At 70.9% G+C, this 22,183-nt stretch carries 22 protein-coding genes; 7 read left to right on the forward strand and 15 right to left on the reverse strand.

The features are described 5' to 3' along the window. Positions 1 to 58: 58 nt before the first annotated feature. From ACZ45E_RS16260 to ACZ45E_RS16310, 11 genes are all read right to left on the reverse strand, one after another. Positions 59 to 2,083 (reverse strand): phosphocholine-specific phospholipase C, encoded by a 2,025-nt coding sequence (locus ACZ45E_RS16260; protein WP_468221442.1) that lies wholly within the window; start codon positions 2,081 to 2,083, stop codon positions 59 to 61. A gap of 214 nt (positions 2,084 to 2,297) precedes the next feature. Beyond that, on the reverse strand, positions 2,298 to 3,530 hold the full coding sequence (locus tag ACZ45E_RS16265) for an SLC13 family permease (RefSeq protein WP_468221443.1): 1,233 nt from the start codon (positions 3,528 to 3,530) through the stop codon (positions 2,298 to 2,300). A 119-nt stretch (positions 3,531 to 3,649) separates the two neighbouring features. Continuing rightward, positions 3,650 to 5,167: an Asp-tRNA(Asn)/Glu-tRNA(Gln) amidotransferase subunit GatB gene (gene gatB / locus ACZ45E_RS16270; protein ID WP_468221259.1), complete on the reverse strand. Its 1,518-nt coding sequence runs from the start codon at positions 5,165 to 5,167 to the stop codon at positions 3,650 to 3,652. A gap of 16 nt (positions 5,168 to 5,183) precedes the next feature. Continuing rightward, positions 5,184 to 5,417, reverse strand: a complete 234-nt coding sequence (locus ACZ45E_RS16275; protein ID WP_468221446.1) for a hypothetical protein — start codon at positions 5,415 to 5,417, stop codon at positions 5,184 to 5,186. 5 nt (positions 5,418 to 5,422) lie between these two features. Beyond that, positions 5,423 to 6,925 carry an Asp-tRNA(Asn)/Glu-tRNA(Gln) amidotransferase subunit GatA gene (gene gatA / locus ACZ45E_RS16280; protein WP_468221261.1) on the reverse strand — a complete coding sequence of 501 codons (1,503 nt, stop codon included), beginning with the start codon at positions 6,923 to 6,925 and terminating at the stop codon, positions 5,423 to 5,425. A 6-nt stretch (positions 6,926 to 6,931) separates the two neighbouring features. Next, positions 6,932 to 7,228 carry an Asp-tRNA(Asn)/Glu-tRNA(Gln) amidotransferase subunit GatC gene (gene gatC / locus ACZ45E_RS16285; protein WP_007505297.1) on the reverse strand — a complete coding sequence of 99 codons (297 nt, stop codon included), beginning with the start codon at positions 7,226 to 7,228 and terminating at the stop codon, positions 6,932 to 6,934. Positions 7,229 to 7,315: 87 nt separating this feature from the next. Then, on the reverse strand, positions 7,316 to 9,814 hold the full coding sequence (locus tag ACZ45E_RS16290) for a putative bifunctional diguanylate cyclase/phosphodiesterase (RefSeq protein WP_468221265.1): 2,499 nt from the start codon (positions 9,812 to 9,814) through the stop codon (positions 7,316 to 7,318). Between the two features lie 232 nt (positions 9,815 to 10,046). Continuing rightward, complete coding sequence (ligA, locus tag ACZ45E_RS16295; RefSeq protein ID WP_468221448.1) at positions 10,047 to 12,245, reverse strand: NAD-dependent DNA ligase LigA; 2,199 nt, start codon at positions 12,243 to 12,245, stop codon at positions 10,047 to 10,049. A 137-nt stretch (positions 12,246 to 12,382) separates the two neighbouring features. Further along, positions 12,383 to 13,402, reverse strand: a complete 1,020-nt coding sequence (locus ACZ45E_RS16300) for a methionine synthase (RefSeq protein ID WP_468221267.1) — start codon at positions 13,400 to 13,402, stop codon at positions 12,383 to 12,385. 75 nt (positions 13,403 to 13,477) lie between these two features. Then, on the reverse strand, positions 13,478 to 14,176 hold the full coding sequence (locus tag ACZ45E_RS16305) for an SDR family oxidoreductase (protein WP_468221270.1): 699 nt from the start codon (positions 14,174 to 14,176) through the stop codon (positions 13,478 to 13,480). 16 nt (positions 14,177 to 14,192) lie between these two features. After that, positions 14,193 to 14,738 (reverse strand): LOG family protein, encoded by a 546-nt coding sequence (locus ACZ45E_RS16310; RefSeq protein WP_468221273.1) that lies wholly within the window; start codon positions 14,736 to 14,738, stop codon positions 14,193 to 14,195. 63 nt (positions 14,739 to 14,801) lie between these two features. Between ACZ45E_RS16310 and ACZ45E_RS16315 the strand changes: the two genes are divergently transcribed. The 5 genes from ACZ45E_RS16315 (at position 14,802) to ACZ45E_RS16335 (ending at position 17,488) form a co-directional block, all read left to right on the forward strand. Then, on the forward strand, positions 14,802 to 15,128 hold the full coding sequence (locus tag ACZ45E_RS16315) for a DUF427 domain-containing protein (RefSeq protein WP_468221276.1): 327 nt from the start codon (positions 14,802 to 14,804) through the stop codon (positions 15,126 to 15,128). 40 nt (positions 15,129 to 15,168) lie between these two features. Continuing rightward, positions 15,169 to 15,528, forward strand: a complete 360-nt coding sequence (locus tag ACZ45E_RS16320; RefSeq protein ID WP_468221278.1) for a hypothetical protein — start codon at positions 15,169 to 15,171, stop codon at positions 15,526 to 15,528. A gap of 249 nt (positions 15,529 to 15,777) precedes the next feature. Beyond that, positions 15,778 to 16,134, forward strand: coding sequence for a hypothetical protein (locus ACZ45E_RS16325; protein ID WP_468221281.1), 357 nt, complete (start codon positions 15,778 to 15,780; stop codon positions 16,132 to 16,134). Further along, positions 16,131 to 17,255 (forward strand): hypothetical protein, encoded by a 1,125-nt coding sequence (locus tag ACZ45E_RS16330; RefSeq protein ID WP_468221283.1) that lies wholly within the window; start codon positions 16,131 to 16,133, stop codon positions 17,253 to 17,255. Before ACZ45E_RS16325 ends, ACZ45E_RS16330 begins: the two co-directional genes overlap by 4 nt. Positions 17,256 to 17,275: 20 nt before the next feature. Then, positions 17,276 to 17,488, forward strand: a complete 213-nt coding sequence (locus tag ACZ45E_RS16335) for a hypothetical protein (protein ID WP_468221285.1) — start codon at positions 17,276 to 17,278, stop codon at positions 17,486 to 17,488. Position 17,489: 1 nt separating this feature from the next. Here the strand turns inward: ACZ45E_RS16335 and mnmA are convergent, their stop codons facing one another. Then, positions 17,490 to 18,650 carry a tRNA 2-thiouridine(34) synthase MnmA gene (gene mnmA, locus ACZ45E_RS16340; RefSeq protein WP_468221287.1) on the reverse strand — a complete coding sequence of 387 codons (1,161 nt, stop codon included), beginning with the start codon at positions 18,648 to 18,650 and terminating at the stop codon, positions 17,490 to 17,492. 95 nt (positions 18,651 to 18,745) lie between these two features. Here mnmA and ACZ45E_RS16345 point away from each other — a divergent pair, with 95 nt between their 5' ends. After that, a complete protein-coding gene (locus tag ACZ45E_RS16345) occupies positions 18,746 to 19,432 on the forward strand; it encodes an N-acetylmuramoyl-L-alanine amidase (RefSeq protein WP_468221289.1) in 687 nt (228 codons plus the stop codon). Positions 19,433 to 19,537: 105 nt separating this feature from the next. Here the strand turns inward: ACZ45E_RS16345 and ACZ45E_RS16350 are convergent, their stop codons facing one another. The 3 genes from ACZ45E_RS16350 to ACZ45E_RS16360 all read right to left on the reverse strand — a co-directional run bounded on the left by ACZ45E_RS16350 (position 19,538) and on the right by ACZ45E_RS16360 (position 21,445). After that, on the reverse strand, positions 19,538 to 20,707 hold the full coding sequence (locus ACZ45E_RS16350) for a cysteine desulfurase family protein (RefSeq protein WP_468221451.1): 1,170 nt from the start codon (positions 20,705 to 20,707) through the stop codon (positions 19,538 to 19,540). A gap of 82 nt (positions 20,708 to 20,789) precedes the next feature. Continuing rightward, entirely contained in the window at positions 20,790 to 21,008 is a 219-nt protein-coding gene (locus ACZ45E_RS16355) for a DUF4190 domain-containing protein (protein ID WP_468221452.1), read from the reverse strand. A 278-nt stretch (positions 21,009 to 21,286) separates the two neighbouring features. Next, positions 21,287 to 21,445 carry a hypothetical protein gene (locus tag ACZ45E_RS16360; RefSeq protein WP_468221291.1) on the reverse strand — a complete coding sequence of 53 codons (159 nt, stop codon included), beginning with the start codon at positions 21,443 to 21,445 and terminating at the stop codon, positions 21,287 to 21,289. A 99-nt stretch (positions 21,446 to 21,544) separates the two neighbouring features. On the opposite strand from ACZ45E_RS16360, the gene ACZ45E_RS16365 reads away from it, so the two are divergent. Further along, positions 21,545 to 22,168, forward strand: coding sequence for a TetR family transcriptional regulator (locus tag ACZ45E_RS16365; RefSeq protein WP_468221293.1), 624 nt, complete (start codon positions 21,545 to 21,547; stop codon positions 22,166 to 22,168). Positions 22,169 to 22,183: the final 15 nt, after the last annotated feature.

Here is a 22,183-nt window from a genome sequence, read left to right on the forward strand (position 1 = left end):
TACAGGCAGACGTGATCCTTTGTCGCTTTCGTGGGTTTACTCACACGAGCCTCCCGAGTCACCCCGACACGCTGGGCCGCCCGTTCTCGATGTGCCCCATGAGGCGGCGGCGGAAGTCGTCGCCCGAGGTGATCTCCACGTCGTACCAGCCGTGCGCCCGCTCCGTCTCGTGCACCACGGTGACGGTCCTGCCGGGCCGGACGACGACGGTCCGCTTCCCTACGGTGAACGTCCTCGCCGTCGCCCCCGTGCCGCGCAGCCGGATGCGTACGGCACGCGCGCGTGCGTCCACGGTCGTCGTGACGTCGGCCCCGAAGTCCGTGCGGCCGCGGAACTCGCGCCGGAACCCGTTCGGCCCGGTCACCACGAAGTCGTACGCGCCCTCGCGCACCGGCACGGTCGCCTCCCGGGCGACGTCGAAGTGGAGCGGCGCCGCGAACTCCTTCGCGTACGGGTAGAGCGCGAAGTGCACACTGGCGCGGCCGGTGTTGACGAGGTTCAGCGTCAGCTTTCCCTCGTGCACGCGCGCGTGGGCGTCGGGCTGGTACGGCAGGGCGCGGGCCGGCCGGGTGCCGGGCTCCTGCACGGGCATCTTCTGCTCCGCCGGCGGCTGCGGGGCCCAGCGGCCGCTGAACTCCGGTACGGGTCCCGGCTGTTCGACGGCGGGCCGGCGGTGGCCGTGCCGGAAGTCGAAGGCGCCGGTCAGATCACCGGTGACCTGGCGGCGCCAGGCACCGATGTTGGGTTCGCGCACACCGGTCCACTGCTCAAGGAACCGGATCACGGAGGTGTGGTCGAAGACCTCCGAGCACACATAGCCGCCCACGGTCCAGGGCGAGACGACGAGCATCGGCACCCGCGCGCCGAGCCCGGTGGGCAGCCCCTGCCACCGCTCCTCCGTGACGTCGGGTCCTGGCACGGGTGGCGGCACGTGGTCGAAGAACCCGTCGTTCTCGTCGTAGTTGATGAGGACGGCCGTCTTGCGCCACACCTCGGGGTGCGAGGCGAGCGCGTCGAGCACCTTGTACACGATGGTCGCGCTGTGGATCGGCGAGGAGACCGAAGGGTGCTCGGAGTCCACGGCGGACGGCACGAGGTAGGAGACGCGGGGCAGCTTGCCGTGCGCGACGTCGCGCGCGAACGTCTCGGCGAGCTTCCCGGTCGGCACGCGCCGCAGCGCCCGCTCGAACAGCGACCGCTCGCCGCGGCTCAGCGTCGCGACCCCGTCGTCGAGCGCGGCGAGCAGCTTCGCGCGCTCGGCCTCGTCGGCGGCGTCGCGCACCTTCGCGTAGAACGCCTCCATGTACGTGAGACCGGTCGCGGCCAGCACCTTGCGGGCGATGGCCTTGAAGGTGGTGAAGAACTCGATCTGGTTGTCGGTGAAGTTCTCCCACTCGGTGTACGTCTGCCAGCTCACGCCCGCCTTCTCCAGGCGTTCGGCGTACGTGCCCCAGTCGTAGCCGGGGTGGGTGCCCTCGTCGTAGGCGTCGTTGCCGACGGCCCGCTCGCCGGTCGGCTCGAAGCCCGTCCTGCCGCTCCACAGGTGGTTGCGGTTCGGGCTGGTCGAGGAGTGGATGGAGGAGTGGTAGGCGTCGCAGACGGTGAAGGTGTCGGCGAGTTCGTAGTGCAGCGGGATGTCCTCGCGCGTGTAGTAGGCCATCGTGGCCGCGGTCTTCGCGGTGACCCACCCGTCGTGCCAGCCGCCGTGCCAGGCCCTGGCGCCGCCGGACCAGGAGTGGTCGAGGGCGCCTATGTACTGGAGGTCCTTGCGCTGCGTCCGCGCCGCCTCCCGCACCGGGAACGGCAGGACGGTGCGCAGGGCGCCGGGCTGCTCGAAGACGCTCGTGCCGCCGGGCAGCCGGATCGCGTTGCGGTCGCCGAAGCCGCGGACGCCGCGCAGGGTGCCGAAGTAGTGGTCGAAGGACCGGTTCTCCTGCATCAGGATGACGACGTGCTCGATCGCGTCGAGTCCGCCCCGCGGCGGCGCGCCCTGTTCGGCCTGGGCGGCGAGCGCCTGCTGCAAGGAGGGCGGCAGGAAGGATCCGACGGCGGCGGCGCCGAGCGCACCGCCTCCGACGGCCATGAGACGTCTGCGGGACAACTCGGGGGACTCCGAGGACGGGGACACGGTACCTCCGCGGGTAAGGGGCTGCGCGTAATGGTCCGCAACCGACCCATTGACTGGTTCGGCGGGGACGGTAGCCACGCCAGATGTCCCGGGGAAGTACGAGAACCAGCCGAAACGTAAACGTCCAAGCATCCGGGACAAAGGTCCAACTGCGGATGAGGACAGGCTTTCAGCCGAGCAGGGCCAGTCCGGCCCACAGGGCCACCGTCGAGGCGAGCAGCGTGGCCGGCACCGTGAGCAGTCCGAGCCGGGTGAAGCCGCCGAGGTCGGGTTCCGTGCCGTGGGCGTGCACGATGCGCCGCCACAGCAGGGTGGCCAGAGAGCCCACGTAGGTGAGGTTCGGGCCGAGGTTGACGCCGATGAGCGCGGCGAGCACGGGGCCCGGCCCCGCGGGGGCGACGACCGGCAGCAGGGCGAGGATCGCGGGCAGGTTGTTGATCAGGTTGGCGAGCACCGCGGCCACGCCGGCGATCGCGAGCAGCGCGGGCAGCGACGAGCCGTCGGGCAGGACGTGCGCGATGCCGTCGCCGAGCCCGTTGTCGACGACGGCCTTGACCACGACGCCGAGGGCGAGGACGAAGAGGCAGAAGGGCAGGTTGAGGGCCTTCACCAGTTCGACGGGGGTGCTGCGGCGCCGCCCGAGCGACCGGACGCCGAGCACGACGGCGCCCGCGAGCGCCGCCCACAGCGGCTCGATGCCCGCGAACGAGGTGACGACGAACCCGGTGAGCGTCAGCGCGAGCACCACGAGCGTGAACACCGGGACGCCGGTCGTCTCCCCGGCCTCGGGCTCGTGCGCGGGCGCCGCGAGGTCGTCGGCGAAGTACCGGCGGAACACCGCGTACTCGACGCCGATCGCGACCAGCCACGGCAGCGCCATCAGCCCGGCGAACCGGCTGAACGTCAGCCCGCTCGCCGCGAACGCCAGCAGGTTCGTCAGGTTGGAGACGGGCAGCAGCAGGGACGCGGAGTTGGCGAGGTGGGCGCTCGCGTAGACGTGCGGGCGGGGGCGGGCGCCGATGCGGGCCGCCGTGGCGAAGACGACCGGGGTGAGCAGGACGACGGTGGCGTCCAGGCTGAGCACGGCGGTGACCGCGGCGGCCACCGCGAAGACGCCGCCGAGCATCCGCTTCGGACTGCCGTGACAGGCGCGCGCGACGGCGTCCCCGGCCGCTTCGAACAGGCCGTCGTCGGCGCAGAGCTGCGCCAGGAGCAGGATCGCGGCGAGGAAGCCGACGACGGGGAGCAGTTCCTTCGTCTCGGTCCAGGCGTGGGCGGGGCTCACCAGTCCGGCTGCGACGGCGACACCGGCGGCGGGTACGGCTACGGCTGCCTCGGGCCAGTTGCGGGGTCGTACGACAGCAAAAGCCAGTGTGACGGCAAGAAGAGCAAGGGAGATCAGCACAGAACTGGCCCTGCCTTTCGGACGAGAGGCAGCGGGGTCCGGGGCAGAGCCCCGTGACAGGGACACAAGCGGGCGGCGGCACACCAGCCAACCGGTGCGCCGCCGCCCAGAACGGCTCAGCTGTCGGAGACTCCGAGCTTCTCCAGGATCAGCTCCTTGACGCGTGCCGCGTCGGCCTGACCCCGGGTCGCCTTCATCACGGCGCCCACGAGGGCACCGGCGGCGGCGACCTTGCCGCCGCGGATCTTGTCGGCGACGCCCGGGTTCCCGGCGATCGCCTCGTCCACGGCGGTGTTCAGCGCGCCCTCGTCGGAGACGACCTTCAGGCCGCGCTTCTCGACGACCTCGTCCGGCGTGCCCTCGCCCTTGAGGACGCCGTCAATGACCTGGCGGGCCAGCTTGTCGTTCAGGTCGCCCTTCGCGACGAGCTCGGAGACGCGTGCCACCTGCTCGGGCGTGATGGGCAGCGCGCCGAGCTCGACGCCGTCCTCGTTGGCGGCGCGCGCCAGCTCGCCCATCCACCACTTGCGGGCGGAGGCCGCGTCGGCACCGGCGTTGATCGTGGCGACGATCGGGCCGATGGCACCGGCGTTGCGGATCGACTGCATGTCGTGGGCGGTGACGCCCCACTCCTCGATCAGCCGGTTGCGCTGCGCGAGCGGCAGCTCCGGCAGCTCGGAGCGGAGCGCCTCGACCCACTCGCGGGACGGGGCGACGGGCACCAGGTCGGGCTCCGGGAAGTACCGGTAGTCCTCGGCGTTGTCCTTGATGCGGCCCGACGTGGTGGAGCCGTCCTCCTCGTGGAAGTGACGGGTCTCCTGCACGATCGTGCCGCCCGAGGACAGCACGGCGGCGTGGCGCTGGATCTCGTAGCGCGCGGCGCGCTCCACGGAACGCAGCGAGTTGACGTTCTTCGTCTCGGAGCGCGTACCGAACTTTGCGCGGCCGTGGGGCCGCAGGGAGAGGTTCACGTCGCAGCGCATCTGGCCCTTGTCCATGCGGGCCTCGGAGACGTCGAGCGCCTTGATGACCTCGCGCAGCTCGGCGACGTACGCCTTCGCCACCTCGGGGGCCCGCTCGCCGGCGCCCTCGATCGGCTTGGTGACGATCTCGATGAGCGGGATGCCGGCCCGGTTGTAGTCGAGCAGCGAGTGCGAGGCGCCGTGGATGCGGCCGGTGGCACCGCCGACGTGCGTCGACTTGCCGGTGTCCTCCTCCATGTGGGCGCGCTCGATCTCCACGCGGAAGACCTCGCCGTCCTCCAGCTGCACGTCGAGGTAGCCGTTGAAGGCGATGGGCTCGTCGTACTGGGAGGTCTGGAAGTTCTTCGGCATGTCCGGATAGAAGTAGTTCTTCCGGGCGAACCTGCACCATTCGGCGATCTCGCAGTGGAGCGCGAGGCCGATCTTGATGGCGGACTCGACGCCGATCTCGTTGACGACCGGCAGCGCGCCGGGCAGGCCGAGACAGGTCGGGCAGGTCTGGCTGTTGGCGTCCTGCTTCAGCTCGGTGGAGCAGCCGCAGAACATCTTCGTCCTGGTGCCGAGTTCGACATGGACCTCGAGGCCCATGACCGGGTCGTACGACGCGAGCGCGTCCTCGTACGAGAGCAGCTCGGGAGTGGTGGCAGTCACGGTGAAACTATCCCTCTCAGCCCAGCAGGACGTCGTCGTCGCCCAGGCGCTTGAGCTCCCGGTAGAGGATCGCCAGGCCGGTGACGATGGCGGCGGCGGACACGGCGGCGTCGATCAGCCGCAGGGTGTCGTTGTCGTTGCGGGCCAGCTTCGCCTGCTTCGCGACGCTGATCGCGCCGAAGGCGGTGCTGGCGGCCGACACGTACACGCCGGTCTTGGACTTCTTGAAGTTCTTGGCCTTCTTTGCCATGGCACTCACAGCGACGGAGCCTCCTCGAGCAGCGGGTGACCCCACTTTTCCACGAAGGCGGCCTCAACGGCAGCGCCCACCTTGTACAGGCGGTCGTCCTTCATGGCGGGGGCGATGATCTGCAGGCCGACCGGCAGGCCGTCCTCGGGCGCCAGGCCGCAGGGGAGCGACATGGCGGCGTTGCCGGCCAGGTTGGTCGGGATGGTGCACAGGTCCGCGAGGTACATCGCCATCGGGTCGTCGGCGCGCTCGCCGATCGGGAAGGCGGTGGTCGGCGTCGTCGGCGAGACGATGACGTCCACGCTTTCGAACGCGGTCTCGAACTCGCGGGTGATGAGGGTGCGGACCTTCTGGGCGCTGCCGTAGTACGCGTCGTAGTAGCCGGAGCTCAGCGCGTACGTGCCCAGGATGATGCGGCGCTTGACCTCGTCGCCGAAACCGGCCTCGCGGGTGAGGGCGGTGACCTCCTCGGCGGAGTGCGTGCCGTCGTCACCGACGCGCAGGCCGTAGCGCATGGCGTCGAACCGGGCGAGGTTCGAGGAGCACTCGGACGGCGCGATCAGGTAGTACGCGGAGAGCGCCAGGTCGAAGGTGGGGCAGTCCAGCTCGACGATCTCGGCGCCGAGCGACCTCAGCAGCTCGACGGACTCGTCGAAGCGCTGCACGACACCGGCCTGGTAGCCCTCGCCGCGGAACTGCTTGACGACGCCGACGCGCATGCCCTGGACGCTGCCGTTGCGGGCGGCCTCGACGACCGGCGGCACCGGGGCGTCGATGGACGTCGAGTCGAGCGGGTCGTGCCCGGCGATGACCTCGTGCAGCAGCGCCGCGTCGAGGACGGTGCGCGCGCACGGGCCGCCCTGGTCCAGGGAGGACGAGAAGGCGACCATGCCGTAGCGCGAGACGCCGCCGTACGTGGGCTTGACGCCGACGGTGCCGGTGACGGCGGCGGGCTGGCGGATCGAGCCACCGGTGTCCGTGCCGATGGCGAGCGGGGCCTCGAAGGCGGCGAGCGCGGCGGACGAGCCGCCGCCGGAGCCGCCGGGGATCCGGGTGAGGTCCCAGGGGTTGCCGGTCGGGCCGTACGCGCTGTTCTCCGTCGAGGACCCCATGGCGAACTCGTCCATGTTGGTCTTGCCGAGGATGACGACGTCGGCGGCCTTCAGCCTCTTGGTGACCGTGGCGTCGTACGGCGGGATCCAGCCTTCGAGGATCTTGGAGCCGACCGTGGTGGGCACGCCCTCGGTGGTGAAGATGTCCTTCAGCGCGAGCGGGACGCCGGCCAGCGGGCCGAGCTTCTCGCCCTTGGCGCGCTTCTCGTCGACGGCGCGGGCCTGCGCGAGAGCGCCCTCGCGGTCGACGTGCAGGAAGGCGTGGACCTTCTCGTCGACGGCCTCGATGCGGGCCAGGTGGGCCTCGGTGACCTCGACGGCCGTGAGCTCGCCCGAGGCGATCTTCGCGGCGGTCTCGGCTGCGGTGAGCTTGATGATGGTGATGTGGTCCGTCATGACTTCTTAGTCCTCCCCCAGGATCTGCGGCACCTTGAAACGCCGCTGCTCCTGGGCCGGGGCGCCGGAGAGCGCCTGCTCGGGGGTGAGCGACGGACGGACCTCGTCCGCGCGCATGACGTTCGTCAGCGGCAGCGGGTGGGAGGTCGGGGGTACGTCTTGGTCGGCGACCTCGCTGACGCGGGCGACCGCGCCGATGATGTCGTCGAGCTGGCCCGCGAAGTGGTCGAGCTCTTCGGGCTTCAGCTCCAGACGCGCCAGCCGGGCGAGGTGGGCGACCTCCTCGCGCGTGATGCCAGGCATGCAGCGATCCTCTGGGTGGGAGTGTGTGGTTTGGCCTCAATCCTATGGGGCCCGAGGCCGTGCCCGGTGCCGGGCCCGGTCCGGCCGTCAGTTCAGGGGCCGCGGCTCGTCCCCGGTGACCGCGGGCAGGGCGGCCGACTCGCGCTGCCAGCCTCGGGAACCACGGGCGCGCAGCCAGGCGGTCGTCTCGTCCGGCGGCATCGCGGCGGCGACGAGCCAGCCCTGCACGGCGTCACAGCCGAGGTCGCGCAACCGCTCCCACGTCTCGTCGTCCTCGACGCCCTCGGCCACGACCAGCAGCCCCAGCGAGTGGGCCAGGTCGACGGTGCAGCGCACGATCTCCGCGTCCTCGTTGTCCACGGCGAGCCGGGCCACGAACGAGCGGTCGATCTTCAGCTCGCTCACCGGCAGCCGCCGCAGGTGGACGAGGGAGGAGTAGCCGGTGCCGAAGTCGTCCAGGGACATCTTCACGCCGTGGCCGGTCAGCCCGGCGAGGGTGTCGGCGGCCCGCTGCGGGTCCTCCAGGAGCACGTGCTCCGTTATCTCCAACTGCAGGGAGCCGGCCGGGACCCCGTGGCGCGCGAGCCGCGCGGCGACGGCGCCCGCGAACCCCGGGGTGTGCACGTCCCGCGGCGACACGTTCACCGCGACCGGCACGTACAGCCCCTGCGCACGCCACCGCGCGACCTGGGCGAGTGCGGTGTCCAGGACGTACTCGGTCAGGTGCGGCATGAGCCCGGACGATTCGGCGATGGCGATGAACTCGTCCGGCGGAACCTTCCCGCGCTCCGGGTGAGCCCACCGTACGAGCGCCTCAAGACCGGCCACCTGGCCGTCGAACCGCACCTTCGGCTGGTAGTGCAGCTCCACGTCCCCGGCGTCGAGGGCGAGCCGCAGATCACCCAACAGGCCGAGCCGGTCGGGGGTGTTGGAGTCCCGCTTCGACTCGTAGACCTCCACGCCGCTGCGGTCCCGCTTGGCCTGGTACATGGCGACGTCGGCGCGGCGCAGCAGCCCTTCCGCGTCGAGCGCGTGGTCGGGGAAGACGGCGAGCCCGGCGCTGGCCTCCAGGACCAGCGTCAGCCCGTCCAGGTCGAGCGGTGAGCCGAGCGCGGCGATGAGGTTGCGGGCGATGCGCGAGGCGGATGTCGTGGAGTCGGCGACCGGCAGCAGCACGGCGAACTCGTCGCCGCCGATCCGCGCGGCCTCCGCCCCGCGCGGCAGGGCGGCTCTGAGCCGATCCGCGATCTGCAGCAGGAGCCGGTCACCGGCGAGGTGGCCCAGCGTGTCGTTGACCGAGCGGAACCGGTCGAGGTCGATCAGCAGCAGCGCGCTGCGCGCCCCGATCCGCTCCGCGTCGTCGAGCGCCATCCAGGTGCGCTCCAGGAGCCACTGCCGGTTGGGCAGTCCGGTGAGGGGGTCGCGCAACTGCTCCTCGGCCCTGGCCCGGGCGATCCACAGCGTCGAGTCGAGCGCGACCAGCGGGATCGCGAAGAGCGGCAGCAGCACCGGCAGGGCGATCGCGACGACGCAGACCAGCGGGGCGATGCCGAGCAGCGCGACCCCGACCAGGCCCTGCCGCATGAGCGCCGTCCGCGCCACCGTCGGCAGGCCGGAGGGGCGCGGCGCGTGGACGTACCAGAGCAGGGCGCGGGTGATCAGTAAGTACGCGGCCGCTACGAGCACGATCTCGGGGACGGCGGCGAAGCTCCAGGTCTCCGGTTCCCACGGGGTCTCGACGGACGGTACGCGGCCGAACGCGGCCAGTACGAGGGCGCCCGCGCCGATCCCGAGGATGTCGATCGCGCCGTGCAGCACGCCTTGGCGCCAGCGGTGGCGGCGGGCGACGCCGACCAGGACGACGACGGTGAGGCTGACCATTCCGGCGGGCACCCAGCCGAACAGGAGCAGCACGGCGAGTGTGAGGGCGGCGCCCGAGCCGGTGCCGCCCCACCAGCGGTCGCGGCCGAGCGCGACGAGGTGGCCGACGATGAGGCCGGTCAGGACGGCGAGGGACCAGCCGACCGTGCCGGACGGGAAGAGCGCGTGGTGGCCGGCGAAGGCCCGGTAGAACCCGGCGCCGAGGACGACCGCGGCGAGCGTGACGATCGCGCCGGGCAGCAGCGACAGCGCCGCGGCCCTGGAGGTGGTGTCGGGCTGTCCCGTGAGCTCGTTCCTGGCCGGGACGGCCACGCCGACGTGGCCGCCGGAGGGCGGTGGGGCGGACGGCATGTCGCCGCTCACCAGGGTCCGCGGCGCCGATCCGGTCATGGTCCATGGGCCTACCGGGTGATCCTCATCGCCCGGCACGGCCGGGCCGGCGGGGCAGGACCCGGCCGCCGGGGCCTCGGGGCCGCCGGGTCCGCGGGCCCTGCCGGAGTCCGTCCGGGCCCGGTCCCCGCCGGGGCGGAGGAAGCCGCGCCCCGCGTCACGCCACCAATTGCGCCAGTTCACCACATCACCGCGCTCGTTCTCCCCGCGACCGCTCTCGTTGCTGTCGCCCCCGCCGCCGTGCGCCGTCCCGCGCCGCGCGCGTCGGCGCGGACGCAGCCGTGAGTTCGGGGCAGCGCTCTCGGTCGGTTCCATTCCCGTCCCTCTCACAGCCGGCGGTGCCCACGTCCACTGCCCGCTCCCCCGGCTTTCCGAGTACCAGGGGATCTGCCCCATCCGCAGCAGGACACGGCAGGCGCACACACTCAACAGTAGGCCGCAGAAGGCTTCCACGGGCACCAGACGGCCGCGCCCGCGCACTGTTGCCCGAATGCGACCTGGCCACCCGTATGCATCTGGTATGCGCCGAACGGGTGGCCTTCAACCGCTACTCCGGGTTCGGTTCTTCGGCGGGAAGTGCCACTTCGGCGGCGGCTTCCGGCCCCTGGTCGAGCAGGACGGCGAATCCGTCCTCGTCCAGAACCGGAACCTTCACCTGCATGGCCTTGTCGTACTTCGATCCCGGGTTCTCCCCGACGACGACGAAGGACGTCTTCTTGGAAACGGAACCGGTCACTTTCGCGCCTCTGCTCTGCAGTGCCTCCTTCGCGCCGTCCCGCGTGAAGTTCTGCAGCGTCCCGGTGACGACGACGGTGAGTCCTTCGAGGGGGCGCGGCCCCTCGTCCTCGCCCGCGCCCTCCTCCTCCGTGCGCACGCCGGCCTCGCGCCACTTGCGCAGGATCTCGCGGTGCCAGTCCTCGGCGAACCACTGCTTCACGGAGGCGGCGATGATCCCGCCGACGCCGTCGGTGGCGGCGAGCTCCTCCTCGGTGGCCTGGTCGATGCGGTCGATGGAGCGGAACTCACGGGCGAGCGCCTGGGCCGCGACCGGGCCGACGTGCCGGATCGAGAGCCCGTTGAGGAAGCGGGCCAGCGGGCGGTCCTTGGCCGCCGCGATGTTCTCCAGCATCGCGACCGCGTTCTTCTTCGGCTCGCCCTTCTGGTTGGCGAAGACGGTGACGACCTTGTCCTCGCCGGTCTTCGGGTCGCGCTTGGGCAGGCCGCTGTCCGGGTCGAGGACGTACGCCTTGATGGGCAGCAACTGCTCCATGGAGAGGCCGAACAGGTCGCCCTCGTCGACGACGGGCGGCTCCGGCGGCTCCAGCGGGGCGGTGAGCGCGGCGGCGGCGACCTGTCCGAAGTTCTCGATGTCCAGGCACTCGCGGCCACCGAGGTAGAAGAGACGCCCGCGCAACTGGGCGGGGCACCCACGGGCGTTGGGGCACCGCAGGTCGATGTCCCCCTCCTTCATGGCCCGCAGCGGTGTGGAGCACTCGGGGCACTCGGCGGGCATCACGAACTCCCGCTCGCTGCCGTCGCGCAGGTCGGCGACGGGCCCGAGAATCTCGGGGATCACGTCACCGGCCTTGCGGATGACGACGGTGTCGCCGATCAGGACGCCCTTCTTCTTCACGACCTCCTGGTTGTGCAGCGTCGCGAACTCGACCTCGGAGCCCGCCACCGTCACCGGCTCCACCTGCGCGTACGGCGTGGCCCTGCCCGTGCGGCCCACGCTCACGCGGATGTTGACCAGCTTGGTGTTGACCTCTTCGGGCGGGAACTTCCAGGCGATGGCCCAGCGCGGGGCGCGGGCGGTGGAGCCGAGGCGGCCCTGGAGGCGGATCTCGTCGAGCTTGATGACGACGCCGTCGATCTCGTGCTCCACGGAGTGGCGGTTCTCGCCGTAGTACGCGATGAACGCCCGGACGCCGTCGAGGTCGTCCACGACCTTGTTGTGCTTGGCGGTGGGCAGGCCCCACTCGTGGAGCAGGTCGTACGCCTCCGACAGCCGGTCGATGTCGAAGCCCTCGCGGGCGCCGATGCCGTGGACGACCATGTGCAGCGGACGGCTCGCGGTGACGCGCGGGTCCTTCTGGCGCAGTGAACCCGCCGCCGCGTTTCGCGGGTTGGCGAAGGGTTTGTCGCCGGCCTCCACAAGGCGTGCGTTCAGCTCCTCGAACTTCTCCATGGGGAAGAAGACCTCGCCGCGGATCTCCACGAGCGCGGGGATGCGCTCGCCCCGGAGGCGGTGGGGGATCTCCGCGATGGTGCGCACGTTGGGCGTGATGTCCTCGCCGACGCGGCCGTCGCCGCGGGTGGCCGCGCGGGTCAGCCGCCCGTTCTCGTACGTCAGGTTGACCGCGAGGCCGTCCACCTTGAGCTCGCACAGCAGGTGGTAGCCGGGGCCGCCGACGTCCTTGGCGACGCGCTCCGCCCAGGCCGCCAACTCCAGGTCGTCGAAGGCGTTGTCGAGGGAGAGCATGCGCTCGCGGTGCTCTACCGACGTGAACTCCGTCTCGTAGGCGACCGCGACCTTCTGCGTCGGAGAGTCCGGGGTGCGCAGCTCCGGGTGCTTCTCCTCCAGCGCCTCCAAGGAGCGCAGCAGCTTGTCGAACTCGGCGTCGGAGACGACCGGCGCGTCCTTCACGTAGTACCGGAAGCGGTGTTCCTCGATCTGCTCGGCCAGCCGGGCGTGCTCGTCCCGCGCCTCGGCGGGCACGCCGCTCTGCCGCGCGACCTGGTCGATCCTCTCGGCCTGTCCGGCCTTGCCGGCCTTCGCAGCCTCATCGACCTTCTCGGCCTTGTCAGCCTTTCCGGCCTTTCCGGCCTTTCCAGCCTCTCCGGCAGCCACCGTCTCGTCCTCCCGTTACCTTCGGTCCCCGGTCACTCAGGGTTGTCCGCGAGTGATCTCGCCGCCCGGCCGCAGTGGGCGAGCGCCGCGCGGGCGTACGCGGGTGAAGCGCCCGCGAGTCCGCACGACGGCGTGACCACGACCGCATCCGCCAGCGAACCCGGATTCAGCCCCAGCCTGCGCCACAACGACCTGACACCCATGACGCTACCGGCAGGGTCTGACAACGGGTCGTCCACGCCCGGCACGACACCGGCGAAGAGTTTGGTGCCGCCCTCGACGGCTTCACCGATCGTCTCGTCGTCACGCTCCGTGAGCAGGGAGAAGTCGAAGGAGACGGCGTGGGCCCCGGCCCGGCGCAGCAGCGCGAAGGGCACGTCGGGGGCGCAGGAGTGCACGACGACGGGGCCGCCGTCGTGGACCCCCATGACGTCCCGCAGGGTGCCCTCGACGATCTGGCGGTCGACGGCGCGGTGGGTGCGGTATCCGCTGGCGGTCCTGATCTGCCCGCGCAGGACGCCGACGAGGGAGGGCTCGTCGAGTTGGAGGACGAGCCGGGCGCCCGGGACGCGGCGGTGGACGTCGGCGAGGTGGTCGCGCAGCCCTTCGGCGAGCGACCCGGCGAGGTCACGGCACGCGCCGGGGTCGGAGAGGGCGACCTGCCCGTTCCGCAGCTCCATCGACGCCGCGAGGGTCCACGGTCCGACGGCCTGCACCTTGAGCGGGCCCTCGTACCCCTGCGTGAACTCCTCCAGCGCGTCGAGGTCCTCCCCCAGCCACGACCGGGCGCGCTTGGTGTCACGGCCCGGCCGGTCACCGAGGCGCCAGCCGCTGGGCTCCACGCGCGCGTAGAGGTCCACGAGGAGCCCGGCGGTCCGGCCGATCATGTCCCCGCCGGGGCCGCGCGCGGGCAGCTCGGCGAGGAACGGCATCCCCTGTTCAGGGCCCTCGAAGCTCCCTGTGACGGTCCTGGCGGCCTCTCGGGCATCGCCGCCGGGCATCGAACCGACGCCTGTGGCCGGCCCCCACTTGAAGTCGCTCGTTTCGCTCACTCCGGAAGAGTACGTAACGCGGGCGGCGGGCCGTCCGTCAGCGTCCCGGGCGCCCCTCAGCGTCCAGGGCGCCCCTCAGCGTCCGGGGCGGACCGTCAGGTCGTTGACCTCCGCGTCGCGCGGCAGGTCGAGGGCCATCAGGAGTGAGGTGGCGATCGACTCGGGGTCGATCCAGCGCGACGGGTCGTACTCCTTGCCCTCCTGCTGGTGCACCTTGGCCTGCATGGCGCTGGCGGTGCGGCCGGGGTAGACCGACGTCACCCGCACGCCGTTGCCGTGCTCCTCCTGGCGCAGCGAGTCCGCCAGCGCCTTGAGGCCGTGCTTGGAGGCGGCGTACGCGGACCACTCGGGGCCCGCGTGGAGGCCGGAGCCGGAGTTCACGAAGATCACGTGGCCCTGGGCGAGGCGCAGTTGGGGCAGGAAGTGGCGGGTCAGCTCGGCCGGGGCGACGAGGTTCACGTTGAGCTGGCGGTGCCATGCCTTCGGGGTGAGCTCTCCGACCGGCCCGAGGTCGACGACGCCCGCGATGTGCAGCAGCGAGTCGATCCGGTCCGGCAGCGACTGGTGCGAGAACGCCCAGGACAGCTTGTCGGGGTCGGCGAGGTCGCCGACGAGCGTCTTCGCCCCGGGGAACTGCGCGGCGAGCTCCTTGGCGCGGCCCGCGTCGCGCGCGTGGAGGAAGAGTTCGTCCCCGCGCGCGTGGAGACGGCGGGCGACGGCGGCACCGATTCCTGAACCGGCGCCGGTGATCACATGGGTAGCTGTGCCTGTCATGGCCGCCATGGTCGCACTACTCGATGCCCTGCGACTCCTCAAGGTAGGCCAGGGCGCCGACCGGCTCCTCGGCGAAGAACACCAGGTCGGTGAGGGGAACGGGCAGGAATCCCTCGTCCTCCATGCGCCGGAACTGCTCCTTGAGCCCGTCGTAGAATCCGGCCGAATTGAGCAGCACGACCGGCATGGTGGTCTTGCCGTGCTTCTTCAGTTCGAGGATCTCGGTGGCCTCGTCGAGCGTCCCGGTGCCGCCCACCATGATCACGACGGCGTCGGCCTTCGCCAGGAGCAGCGCCTTGCGCTCGGCGAGGTCCTTGGCGACGACCATCTCGTCGGGCGCGGCGACGGCGCGCGCCTTGGCCGCGAGGAACTCCACGGAGACCCCCAGGAGCCGCCCTCCGGCCTCCTGCACCCCGTCGGCGACGACCTTCATGAGCCCGCTCTCCGAACCGCCCCAGACCAGCGTGTGCCCGGCCCTGCCGAGCAGCTCGGCGAATTCGCGGGCGGGCCGGGTGTAGCGGTCGTCGAGGTCGGCGGCGGAGAGGAAGACACAGATGTTCATGGGGTCCACGGTACGGCTCGGCGATCGGGGAAGAACCGGGGCCGTCGCGGCGCTGAACCCGGTATGGCTGATGGACACACGATCACGATCGAGCAGGGTTCGCAGCGGGTGCGCGTGGTGCGCGACGGGCAGGTGGTCGCCGACAGTACGCGGCCGCTGCTGTTGCGCGAGACGGGCTGTCCCGTGCGCTACTACCTCCCGGGTGAGGACGTCGCCGTCGACCTTCTGACGCCCTCGGACACGACGACGTACTGCCCGTTCAAGGGCACGGCCTCCTACTGGTCGCTGCCGGACGCGCCCGACTTCGTCTGGTCGTACCCCGAACCGAAGCCGGACGTGGCCGCCATCAAGGGGCACTTGTGCTTCTACGAGGTGGAGGTGGTGGGATGAGGTCGAACGGGCCTCTATGGAGCAGCTAGGAGCGGTGGGCGTGACGCAGGGACATGGGCAACAGGGCGGTCCGGTGGGCGGGTTCGGGGCGCCGCCGCCCATGTTCGGGCCACCGGTGACTTCCGGGCCCGAGTTCGTGGCGGCCGACGAGCACAACGGGCTGGTCGTCGACGCCGAGGGGGTCCACTTCGAGCAGGGCCCGCACGGTATCGAACTCCCTTGGTCCCGCCTGCGCACCGTCCAGTTCCATCCGCTGGACGCGGGCCTGTCGGTGAGCGCGGTGACGGTCGACGGCCCGGTCTACGAGTGCCGGGTGCGGGCGCGGCGCAGATCCCAGGTTCCGCGCTGGTGCACGGAGCTGGCCGGGGTGCTCCACCATTATCTGGGGGGCCGGGGCTGAATCCCGCCGGGCTGAATCCCGCCGGTCGCCACGGCCTGGGGTCCTGGGTTGATCCTTCCCCGCAATTCACCACTGCCCGCCGCGAGTTGACGCCTCGCCCGATCGGATGAGCCGCCGCGACGGGGACTGGCCAACGGCCCCTTGAGTCCTGCTCGCCCCGCGCGCCGATCCCGCGCCGCCGAGGCGGCCCCCACTGCTGTCTCCCTCACTACTGTGCCGCTCCCTGCGATACCGCACCGAGGAGACGTAGTGACCGCCGAGACGCCTCACCGGCTCGACCGAGCCGCACCCATGGATCTGACCGACGACCCCGTCGAGCAACGCCTGCTCCGCAAGGCGATGGAAGTGTTCCGCCGCGGCGACGCCGGCCCCGTCCTGAAGGAGATGGCCCAGGAGGTTCTCGCGGGGCGGGTGGGGTTGCGGGAGGCGACGCGGATTCCCGCGTATGCGGAGGCCGTGATCGGGCAGGGGCAAGATTTCAAGCAGCGCTGGGACCGCATGTCCGACTCCGAGCGGTACGCCCTCGCACGGGAGGGTGAACGGCAAGTATCGGATGAACGGGCCTGCCTGAAGGAAGAGCGGGCGCAGGGTGGGCGGCGGTCATGACTCTTGCCGTCGAATCGGACGATCTGAACGGTTACGCACGCCTGATCAACCGGGCCAGTGGCGACTGCGGCAGCGCCACGGCCTACCTCCGGAGCAGCACGAGTATCGATTTCTGTTGTGCGGCGGTGATCTGGAACAAGCTCCTGGGCGGCCACCACCAAAATGTGCGTGACGCCAAGGAAGTGTTGAGCCGTTTCGACACGATCCTGGGAGCTTCCGATCGGGAGCTCAAGAAGACAGCCACATGGTACGAGTCGGTAGACGTGGAACAGGCACGCAAACTCGACGCGACTTACCCAGGAATGAAGACGACAAGAGGGATTCCCAGGCCTCGCCCCAGCGGGACCGCAACGTTTCGAGACGTACGCGACGCCACCGGCCGTCTCACGCCGCCGGGTGGTTCGGGCAGTTGGGGCCAGGGGCATCTGGCCGAGTTGGAGTTTGCCCCCGCCAATAAAGCAGTGGGAACGCTGCTCGATCTCGGCAGTCCGTCCGTCCTCGCCAACGAAGGCCTGAAAATGGCTTTCGACGTGGACATTCTCGGGTTTTTCTCCAACAAGCTGGCGGGCGATTGGCAGAGCTATGCCAACTGCATGGACGCCTGGGACTGCCTGGGAAATTTCTGCGCCGACGTAGCAGAGAACATCAGGCATGGGAACGAGGTGCTCGGAACCACATGGCGGGGTAACGCGTCGGACGCGGCCTGGAAGTACTTCCACGACATGGCGGCCCGGCTCGACTCCGCTCGGGATTCCTTCCACGCCCTGCGGGATCACTACCACGACATTGCGGCAGCAGTGTTCTCATTCGCAGACACCACCAAAGGACTGATCGCACAAATCTGCGACCTCGGCGTGCAGGCTGCCGTCTCTGCCGCCGCTTCGACTGCTGTGGCTGCGTCAGGCGTGGGCATCCTGGGAACGTTTGTGGGCGCAGCTTTTACCGCAGAACGCATCACAGAGATGGTGAGGAAGTACGAGGAGATCGTCAAAAAGTACGACAAGCTCCTCATCGCACTCACCGGTGCCCTCGCAGGTGCGGGAGTCGCTTCAGCACTCTTCATCGACGAACTCAAGAAATTCCCGGTCGTAGGTGGTAGCTACGACAACAAACTCGTCTGACCCGTCGACCAGAGCGGAAAATGGAACTCAAAGACCCCAACAAGCCCTCGGATTACGGCAGTCATCAGCAGCGCAGCGCACTGATCTATATGACTGGCATGGCAGCCTTCATGATGATGTTTGTCGTCATTCTGGCCGCCGACGGGCGATTTTCCGTGATCCTCACCCTACTGACCGCTGGCTGCGTAGGTAATGTGATCTACGGGTTCAGCACCCTCAGGCGCCGCCCCTGAGTCAGACTCTCTCGGCAACCCGCGCCGTCGTAGCAATGGTCGCCGACCCCACGACCCGCGTCCCGTCATAGAGCACGATCGCCTGGCCCGGCGCGACCCCCCGCGCCGGCTCGGCGAACGTGACCTGGAGTTCGCCGGCGACCAGCTCCGCCGTCACCTCCGTCTCGCCGCCGTGGGCGCGGAGCTGGGCCGTGTACGTGCCGGGCCCGGAGGGCGCCGCTCCGCACCAGCGGGGCTTGATCGCCGTCAGGGACGTCACGTCCAGCGCGTCGACCGGGCCGACCGTCACCGTGTTGTCCACCGGGGAGATGTCCAGGACGTAGCGGGGCTTGCCGTCCGGGGCCGGGGTGCCGATGCGCAGGCCCTTGCGCTGGCCGATGGTGAAGCCGTACGCGCCTTCGTGCGTGCCCACCTTCGCACCGGACTCGTCGACGATGTCGCCCTCCGCCTTGCCCAGCCGGGACGCCAGGAAGCCCTGCGTGTCACCGTCGGCGATGAAGCAGATGTCGTGCGAGTCGGGCTTCTTCGCCACGGCCAGGCCGCGGCGCTCCGCCTCCGCGCGGATCTCCTCCTTGGTGGTGACCGTGTCGCCCAGCGGGAACATCGCGTGGGCGAGCTGCCGGTCGTCCAGGACGCCGAGGACGTAGGACTGGTCCTTGGCCATGTCGGAGGCGCGGTGGAGTTCACGGACGCCGTTCGCGTCCACGACGACCTGCGCGTAGTGGCCCGTGCACACCGCGTCGAAGCCCAGGGCGAGTGCCTTGTCGAGGAGCGCCGCGAACTTGATCTTCTCGTTGCAGCGCAGGCACGGGTTCGGGGTGCGCCCGGCCTCGTACTCGGCGACGAAGTCGTCGACCACGTCCTCGCGGAAACGTTCGGCCAGGTCCCAGACGTAGAACGGGATGCCGATGACGTCGGCCGCGCGGCGCGCGTCGCGGGAGTCCTCGATGGTGCAACAGCCGCGGGCACCGGTACGGAACGACTGCGGGTTCGCCGAGAGGGCGAGGTGCACGCCCGTCACGTCGTGTCCGGCCTCCGCGGCGCGGGCCGCGGCCACGGCGGAGTCCACCCCGCCGGACATGGCGGCCAGCACACGAAGGGGGCGAACCTTCTCGGAGGCGGCGGAGCGCTGCTGAGTCTGCGGAGGAGTCTGCGAAGTCATAGCTCTAACAGGGTACGTGGCGCCGGGAACGGAATCCCCCGGATATCCGTTGTGGATCTCGAACGGGCACGACGGGGGATGACGGGGGGCGTCGGATGGGGAAGCAAGGGGCCGCGAAAGGCGGCCGGGACGGGGACCGGGTGGTCAGCCGGCGGACCTTGGTCATCGGTGGTGTGGCGTCGGCCGTGGGCGTGGGGCTGCTCGCGCGCAGCGACCTCGCGCACATGTGGTGGCAGGTGCCGGGTGTCGACAAGCCGCGTGCGGCCGGTGCCGTGGATTTCCGGGGCGCGGAGTGGGTGGCGGCGGCCGCGGCGAACTGGCGGCGGGCGGACCGGCCCGCCGACTACACGATCGACCGGGTCGTGGTCCATGTCACGCAGGGCAGTTATCAGGGGACCCTGAAGGTCTTCAAGGACCCGTGGCACGGCGCGGCCGCGCACTACGTGGTGCGCCAGGACGGGCACATAGCGCAGATGATCCGGGAGCTGGACGTCGCGTTCCACGCGGGCAACCGGGAGTACAACGAACGCAGTGTCGGCATCGAGCACGAGGGGTTCGTCGACCGCCCGTCGGACTTCACCGAGGCCATGTACGAGGCGTCGGCCCGGCTGACCGCGGCGATATGCCGGCGCTACGACTTCCCGCCGGACCGCGAGCACGTCATAGGGCATGTGGAGGTGCCGGGGACGGATCACACCGATCCCGGGCCGCACTGGGACTGGGACCGGTACATGCGGCTGGTGCGGGCGGCGCACAGGCGGGCCGGCGCGGCCAGAGCCTGAACGACCGACCCCAGCCGACCCCGGCCGACCCCGACCGACCGCGACCGAAGACGAACGACCGCCGACACGTCAGCCCCGGTCAGCCCAGGTCAGGGCGAGTACGGGTCAGGTCAGGCCCGCCGTGCGCGCTCGTTCCACCGCCGGGCCGATCGCCGCCGCCACCGCTTCCACGTCCGCCTTCGTCGACGTGTGGCCCAGGGAGAAGCGCAGGGTGCCGCGGGCCAGGTCCGGGTCGGTGCCGGTGGCGAGCAGGACGTGGCTGGGCTGGGCGACGCCCGCAGTACAGGCGGAGCCCGTCGAGCACTCGATGCCCTGGGCGTCCAGGAGCAGCAGGAGGGAGTCGCCCTCGCAGCCGGGGAAGGTGAAGTGGGCGTTGGCGGGGAGCCGGCCGCCGGGGGCCGGGTCGCCGCCGAGGATCGCCTCGGGGACGGCCGTGCGGACCGCCGTGACCAGTTCGTCGCGCAGGGCGCCGATCTCGCGGTCGAACCACTCGCGTCGCTCGGCGGCGATCCGGCCGGCCGTGGCGAAGGCGGCGACGGCCGGTACGTCGAGCGTGCCGGAGCGGACGTGGCGCTCTTGGCCGCCGCCGTGCAGGACGGGCACGGGGCTGTGTTCGCGGCCGAGGAGGAGGGCGCCGATCCCGTAGGGGCCGCCGACCTTGTGGCCCGACACCGTCATCGCGGCGAGGCCCGAGGCGGCGAAGTCGACCGGGATCTGGCCATAGGCCTGCACCGCGTCGGCGTGCAGCGGAACGTCGAACTCCTGGGCCGCGTCGGCGAGTTCACGGATGGGCATGATCGTGCCGATCTCGTTGTTCGCCCACATGACGGTGGCCAGGGCCACGTCGTCCGGGTGGCGGGCGATCGCCTCGCGCAGCGCGTCGGCGTGCACCCGGCCGTAGGAGTCGACGGGCAGGTATTCGACGGTGGCGCCCTCGTGCTCGGCGAGCCAGTGCACGGCGTCGAGGACGGCGTGGTGCTCGACGGGGCTGGTCAGGACGCGGGTGCGGGCCGGGTCGGCGGCGCGCCGGGCCCAGTACAGGCCCTTGACGGCGAGATTGTCGGCTTCGGTGCCGCCCGCGGTCAGGACGACTTCGCTGGGGCGGGCGCCGAGGGACGCGGCGAGGGTCTCGCGGGACTCCTCGACGGTGCGGCGGGCGCGGCGGCCCGCGGCGTGCAGGGAGGAGGCGTTGCCGGTGACGCCGAGGTGGGCGGTCATCACCTCGACCGCCTCCGGGAGCATCGGAGTGGTCGCGGCGTGGTCGAGGTAGGCCATGGTGGGCATGATTCTACGAGCCCGCCGGAGCGCCTCGGCCGCCGCGTGGGGTCCCGTTCCCACGCGCGGGGTTTCGCGGGCGTCAGCCCGCGATGCTCCAGGAGGCCGTGCCGTCGGCGGCGACGAATGCGGCGAGCACGACGAGGTCGGCGACTCCGAGGCCGAGGCCGAGCAGGGCGCGGCCGCGGCGCGCGGTGCCGCGCCACAGGGAGAGGCCGGCGAGGACGATCGCGACCGGGCCGAGGAAGACGTTCAGGACGAGCAGGCCGACGAGGCCGAGGACGAACGAGGCGACGGCCATGCCGTCGGTGTCCCGCCGTCCGGTGGGCCGGACGCGCTCCCCCTGCGTCTCCTTCGCCGCGGGCGTCTCCTTCGCCGCAGACGCCCCTGTCGCGCCCACCGTCTCTGCCGTCTCCGGCCTCCCTGCCGTCTTCGACGTCCCCGGTGTCACCGTCGTCCCGACCGGCCCGGTCTCCGTCGCGTGGGTCGACTCCTGCGTCCGGTCCGTTGCGGTGAGCTGCATGGTGGTACCCCCTTGCTGATGAAACCTGATGAAGCCTGGTGGAGCTGTTGCCGGTCTCAGTGCTGGTGGCGGCGCCCGTGGCGTTCACGGACCGCGAAGACGGCCAGCCATACGGCGATGACGGCGGCGGCGATCAGCGTGAAGGAGAGCGGGGCGTGGGCCACGGTGCCGAGTGCGAAGCCCAGGAGCAGCAGGGCCGCTACGAGGAACAGCACGGGAAACCTCCCAAAGGTGGGTTACAACTGTTCACTGACTTCTCAGTCTATCCCCGTGAGCGGTTTCCAAAAACGGAGAACAGTTGTTAACTGGATGACATGAGTCACACTCTCGGCATCCGGCAGGCGCAGAAGCAGAAGACCCGGCAGGCCCTCCTGGACGCGGCGCTGGAACTGCTGGAGGAGCAGAGCCTGAGCAGCCTGGGGCTGCGCGAGGTCACGCGCGCCGTGGGGGTGGCGCCCACCGCGTTCTACCGGCACTTCGACAGCACGGCCGACCTCGGGGTCGCGCTGGTCGACGAGGCGCTCGGCAGCCTGCACGCGGTCGTCTCCGAACTGCTTACGGCGACCTGGGACAGTGCCGAACGGATCGCGCGCACCGTGGAGTTGATCGCGGCGCACGTGCGCGCCCACCCGGCCCATGTGCGTTTCATCGCGCGCGAGCGGCACGGCGGCGTGCAGCGGGTCAGCGAGGCGATAGGAGCACAGCTCGGGCAGTTCGCCGAGGAGGTGCGCGCGGCGCTGAGCCACGACCCGGAGTCGGCGGGCTGGAGCGAGGAGGACCTGTTGATGCTCGCGGGTCTGTACGTCGACCACATGGTGATGACGGCGTCGGTCTTCCTCACCACCCCGCCCGAGGACTTCGCGCGCGCGGCGGGGCTCGCGGAACGGCAGCTGCGGCTGGTGAGCCTGGGCCGCAGACACTGGCTGGATGCGTCATGAGCAACTAGCTTTACG

This window comes from Streptomyces sp. NPDC030991 (assembly GCF_055571235.1).

Excerpts from the sequence above, each read along its gene's own strand:
- gatA (WP_468221261.1), bottom strand. The coding sequence starts at position 6,925 with ATGACGGACCACATCACCATCATCAAGCTCACCGCAGCCGAGACCGCC.
- ACZ45E_RS16335 (WP_468221285.1), top strand. The coding sequence starts at position 17,276 with ATGGAACTCAAAGACCCCAACAAGCCCTCGGATTACGGCAGTCATCAG.
- ACZ45E_RS16260 (WP_468221442.1), bottom strand. The coding sequence starts at position 2,083 with ATGGCCGTCGGAGGCGGTGCGCTCGGCGCCGCCGCCGTCGGATCCTTC.
- ACZ45E_RS16310 (WP_468221273.1), bottom strand. The coding sequence starts at position 14,738 with ATGAACATCTGTGTCTTCCTCTCCGCCGCCGACCTCGACGACCGCTAC.
- ACZ45E_RS16290 (WP_468221265.1), bottom strand. The coding sequence starts at position 9,814 with ATGGAACCGACCGAGAGCGCTGCCCCGAACTCACGGCTGCGTCCGCGC.
- ACZ45E_RS16275 (WP_468221446.1), bottom strand. The coding sequence starts at position 5,417 with ATGGCAAAGAAGGCCAAGAACTTCAAGAAGTCCAAGACCGGCGTGTAC.
- ACZ45E_RS16345 (WP_468221289.1), top strand. The coding sequence starts at position 18,746 with ATGGGGAAGCAAGGGGCCGCGAAAGGCGGCCGGGACGGGGACCGGGTG.
- mnmA (WP_468221287.1), bottom strand. The coding sequence starts at position 18,650 with ATGACTTCGCAGACTCCTCCGCAGACTCAGCAGCGCTCCGCCGCCTCC.
- gatC (WP_007505297.1), bottom strand. The coding sequence starts at position 7,228 with ATGCCTGGCATCACGCGCGAGGAGGTCGCCCACCTCGCCCGGCTGGCG.
- ACZ45E_RS16365 (WP_468221293.1), top strand. The coding sequence starts at position 21,545 with ATGAGTCACACTCTCGGCATCCGGCAGGCGCAGAAGCAGAAGACCCGG.
- ACZ45E_RS16355 (WP_468221452.1), bottom strand. The coding sequence starts at position 21,008 with ATGGCCGTCGCCTCGTTCGTCCTCGGCCTCGTCGGCCTGCTCGTCCTG.
- ACZ45E_RS16350 (WP_468221451.1), bottom strand. The coding sequence starts at position 20,707 with ATGGCCTACCTCGACCACGCCGCGACCACTCCGATGCTCCCGGAGGCG.
- ACZ45E_RS16305 (WP_468221270.1), bottom strand. The coding sequence starts at position 14,176 with ATGACAGGCACAGCTACCCATGTGATCACCGGCGCCGGTTCAGGAATC.
- ACZ45E_RS16315 (WP_468221276.1), top strand. The coding sequence starts at position 14,802 with ATGGCTGATGGACACACGATCACGATCGAGCAGGGTTCGCAGCGGGTG.
- ACZ45E_RS16330 (WP_468221283.1), top strand. The coding sequence starts at position 16,131 with ATGACTCTTGCCGTCGAATCGGACGATCTGAACGGTTACGCACGCCTG.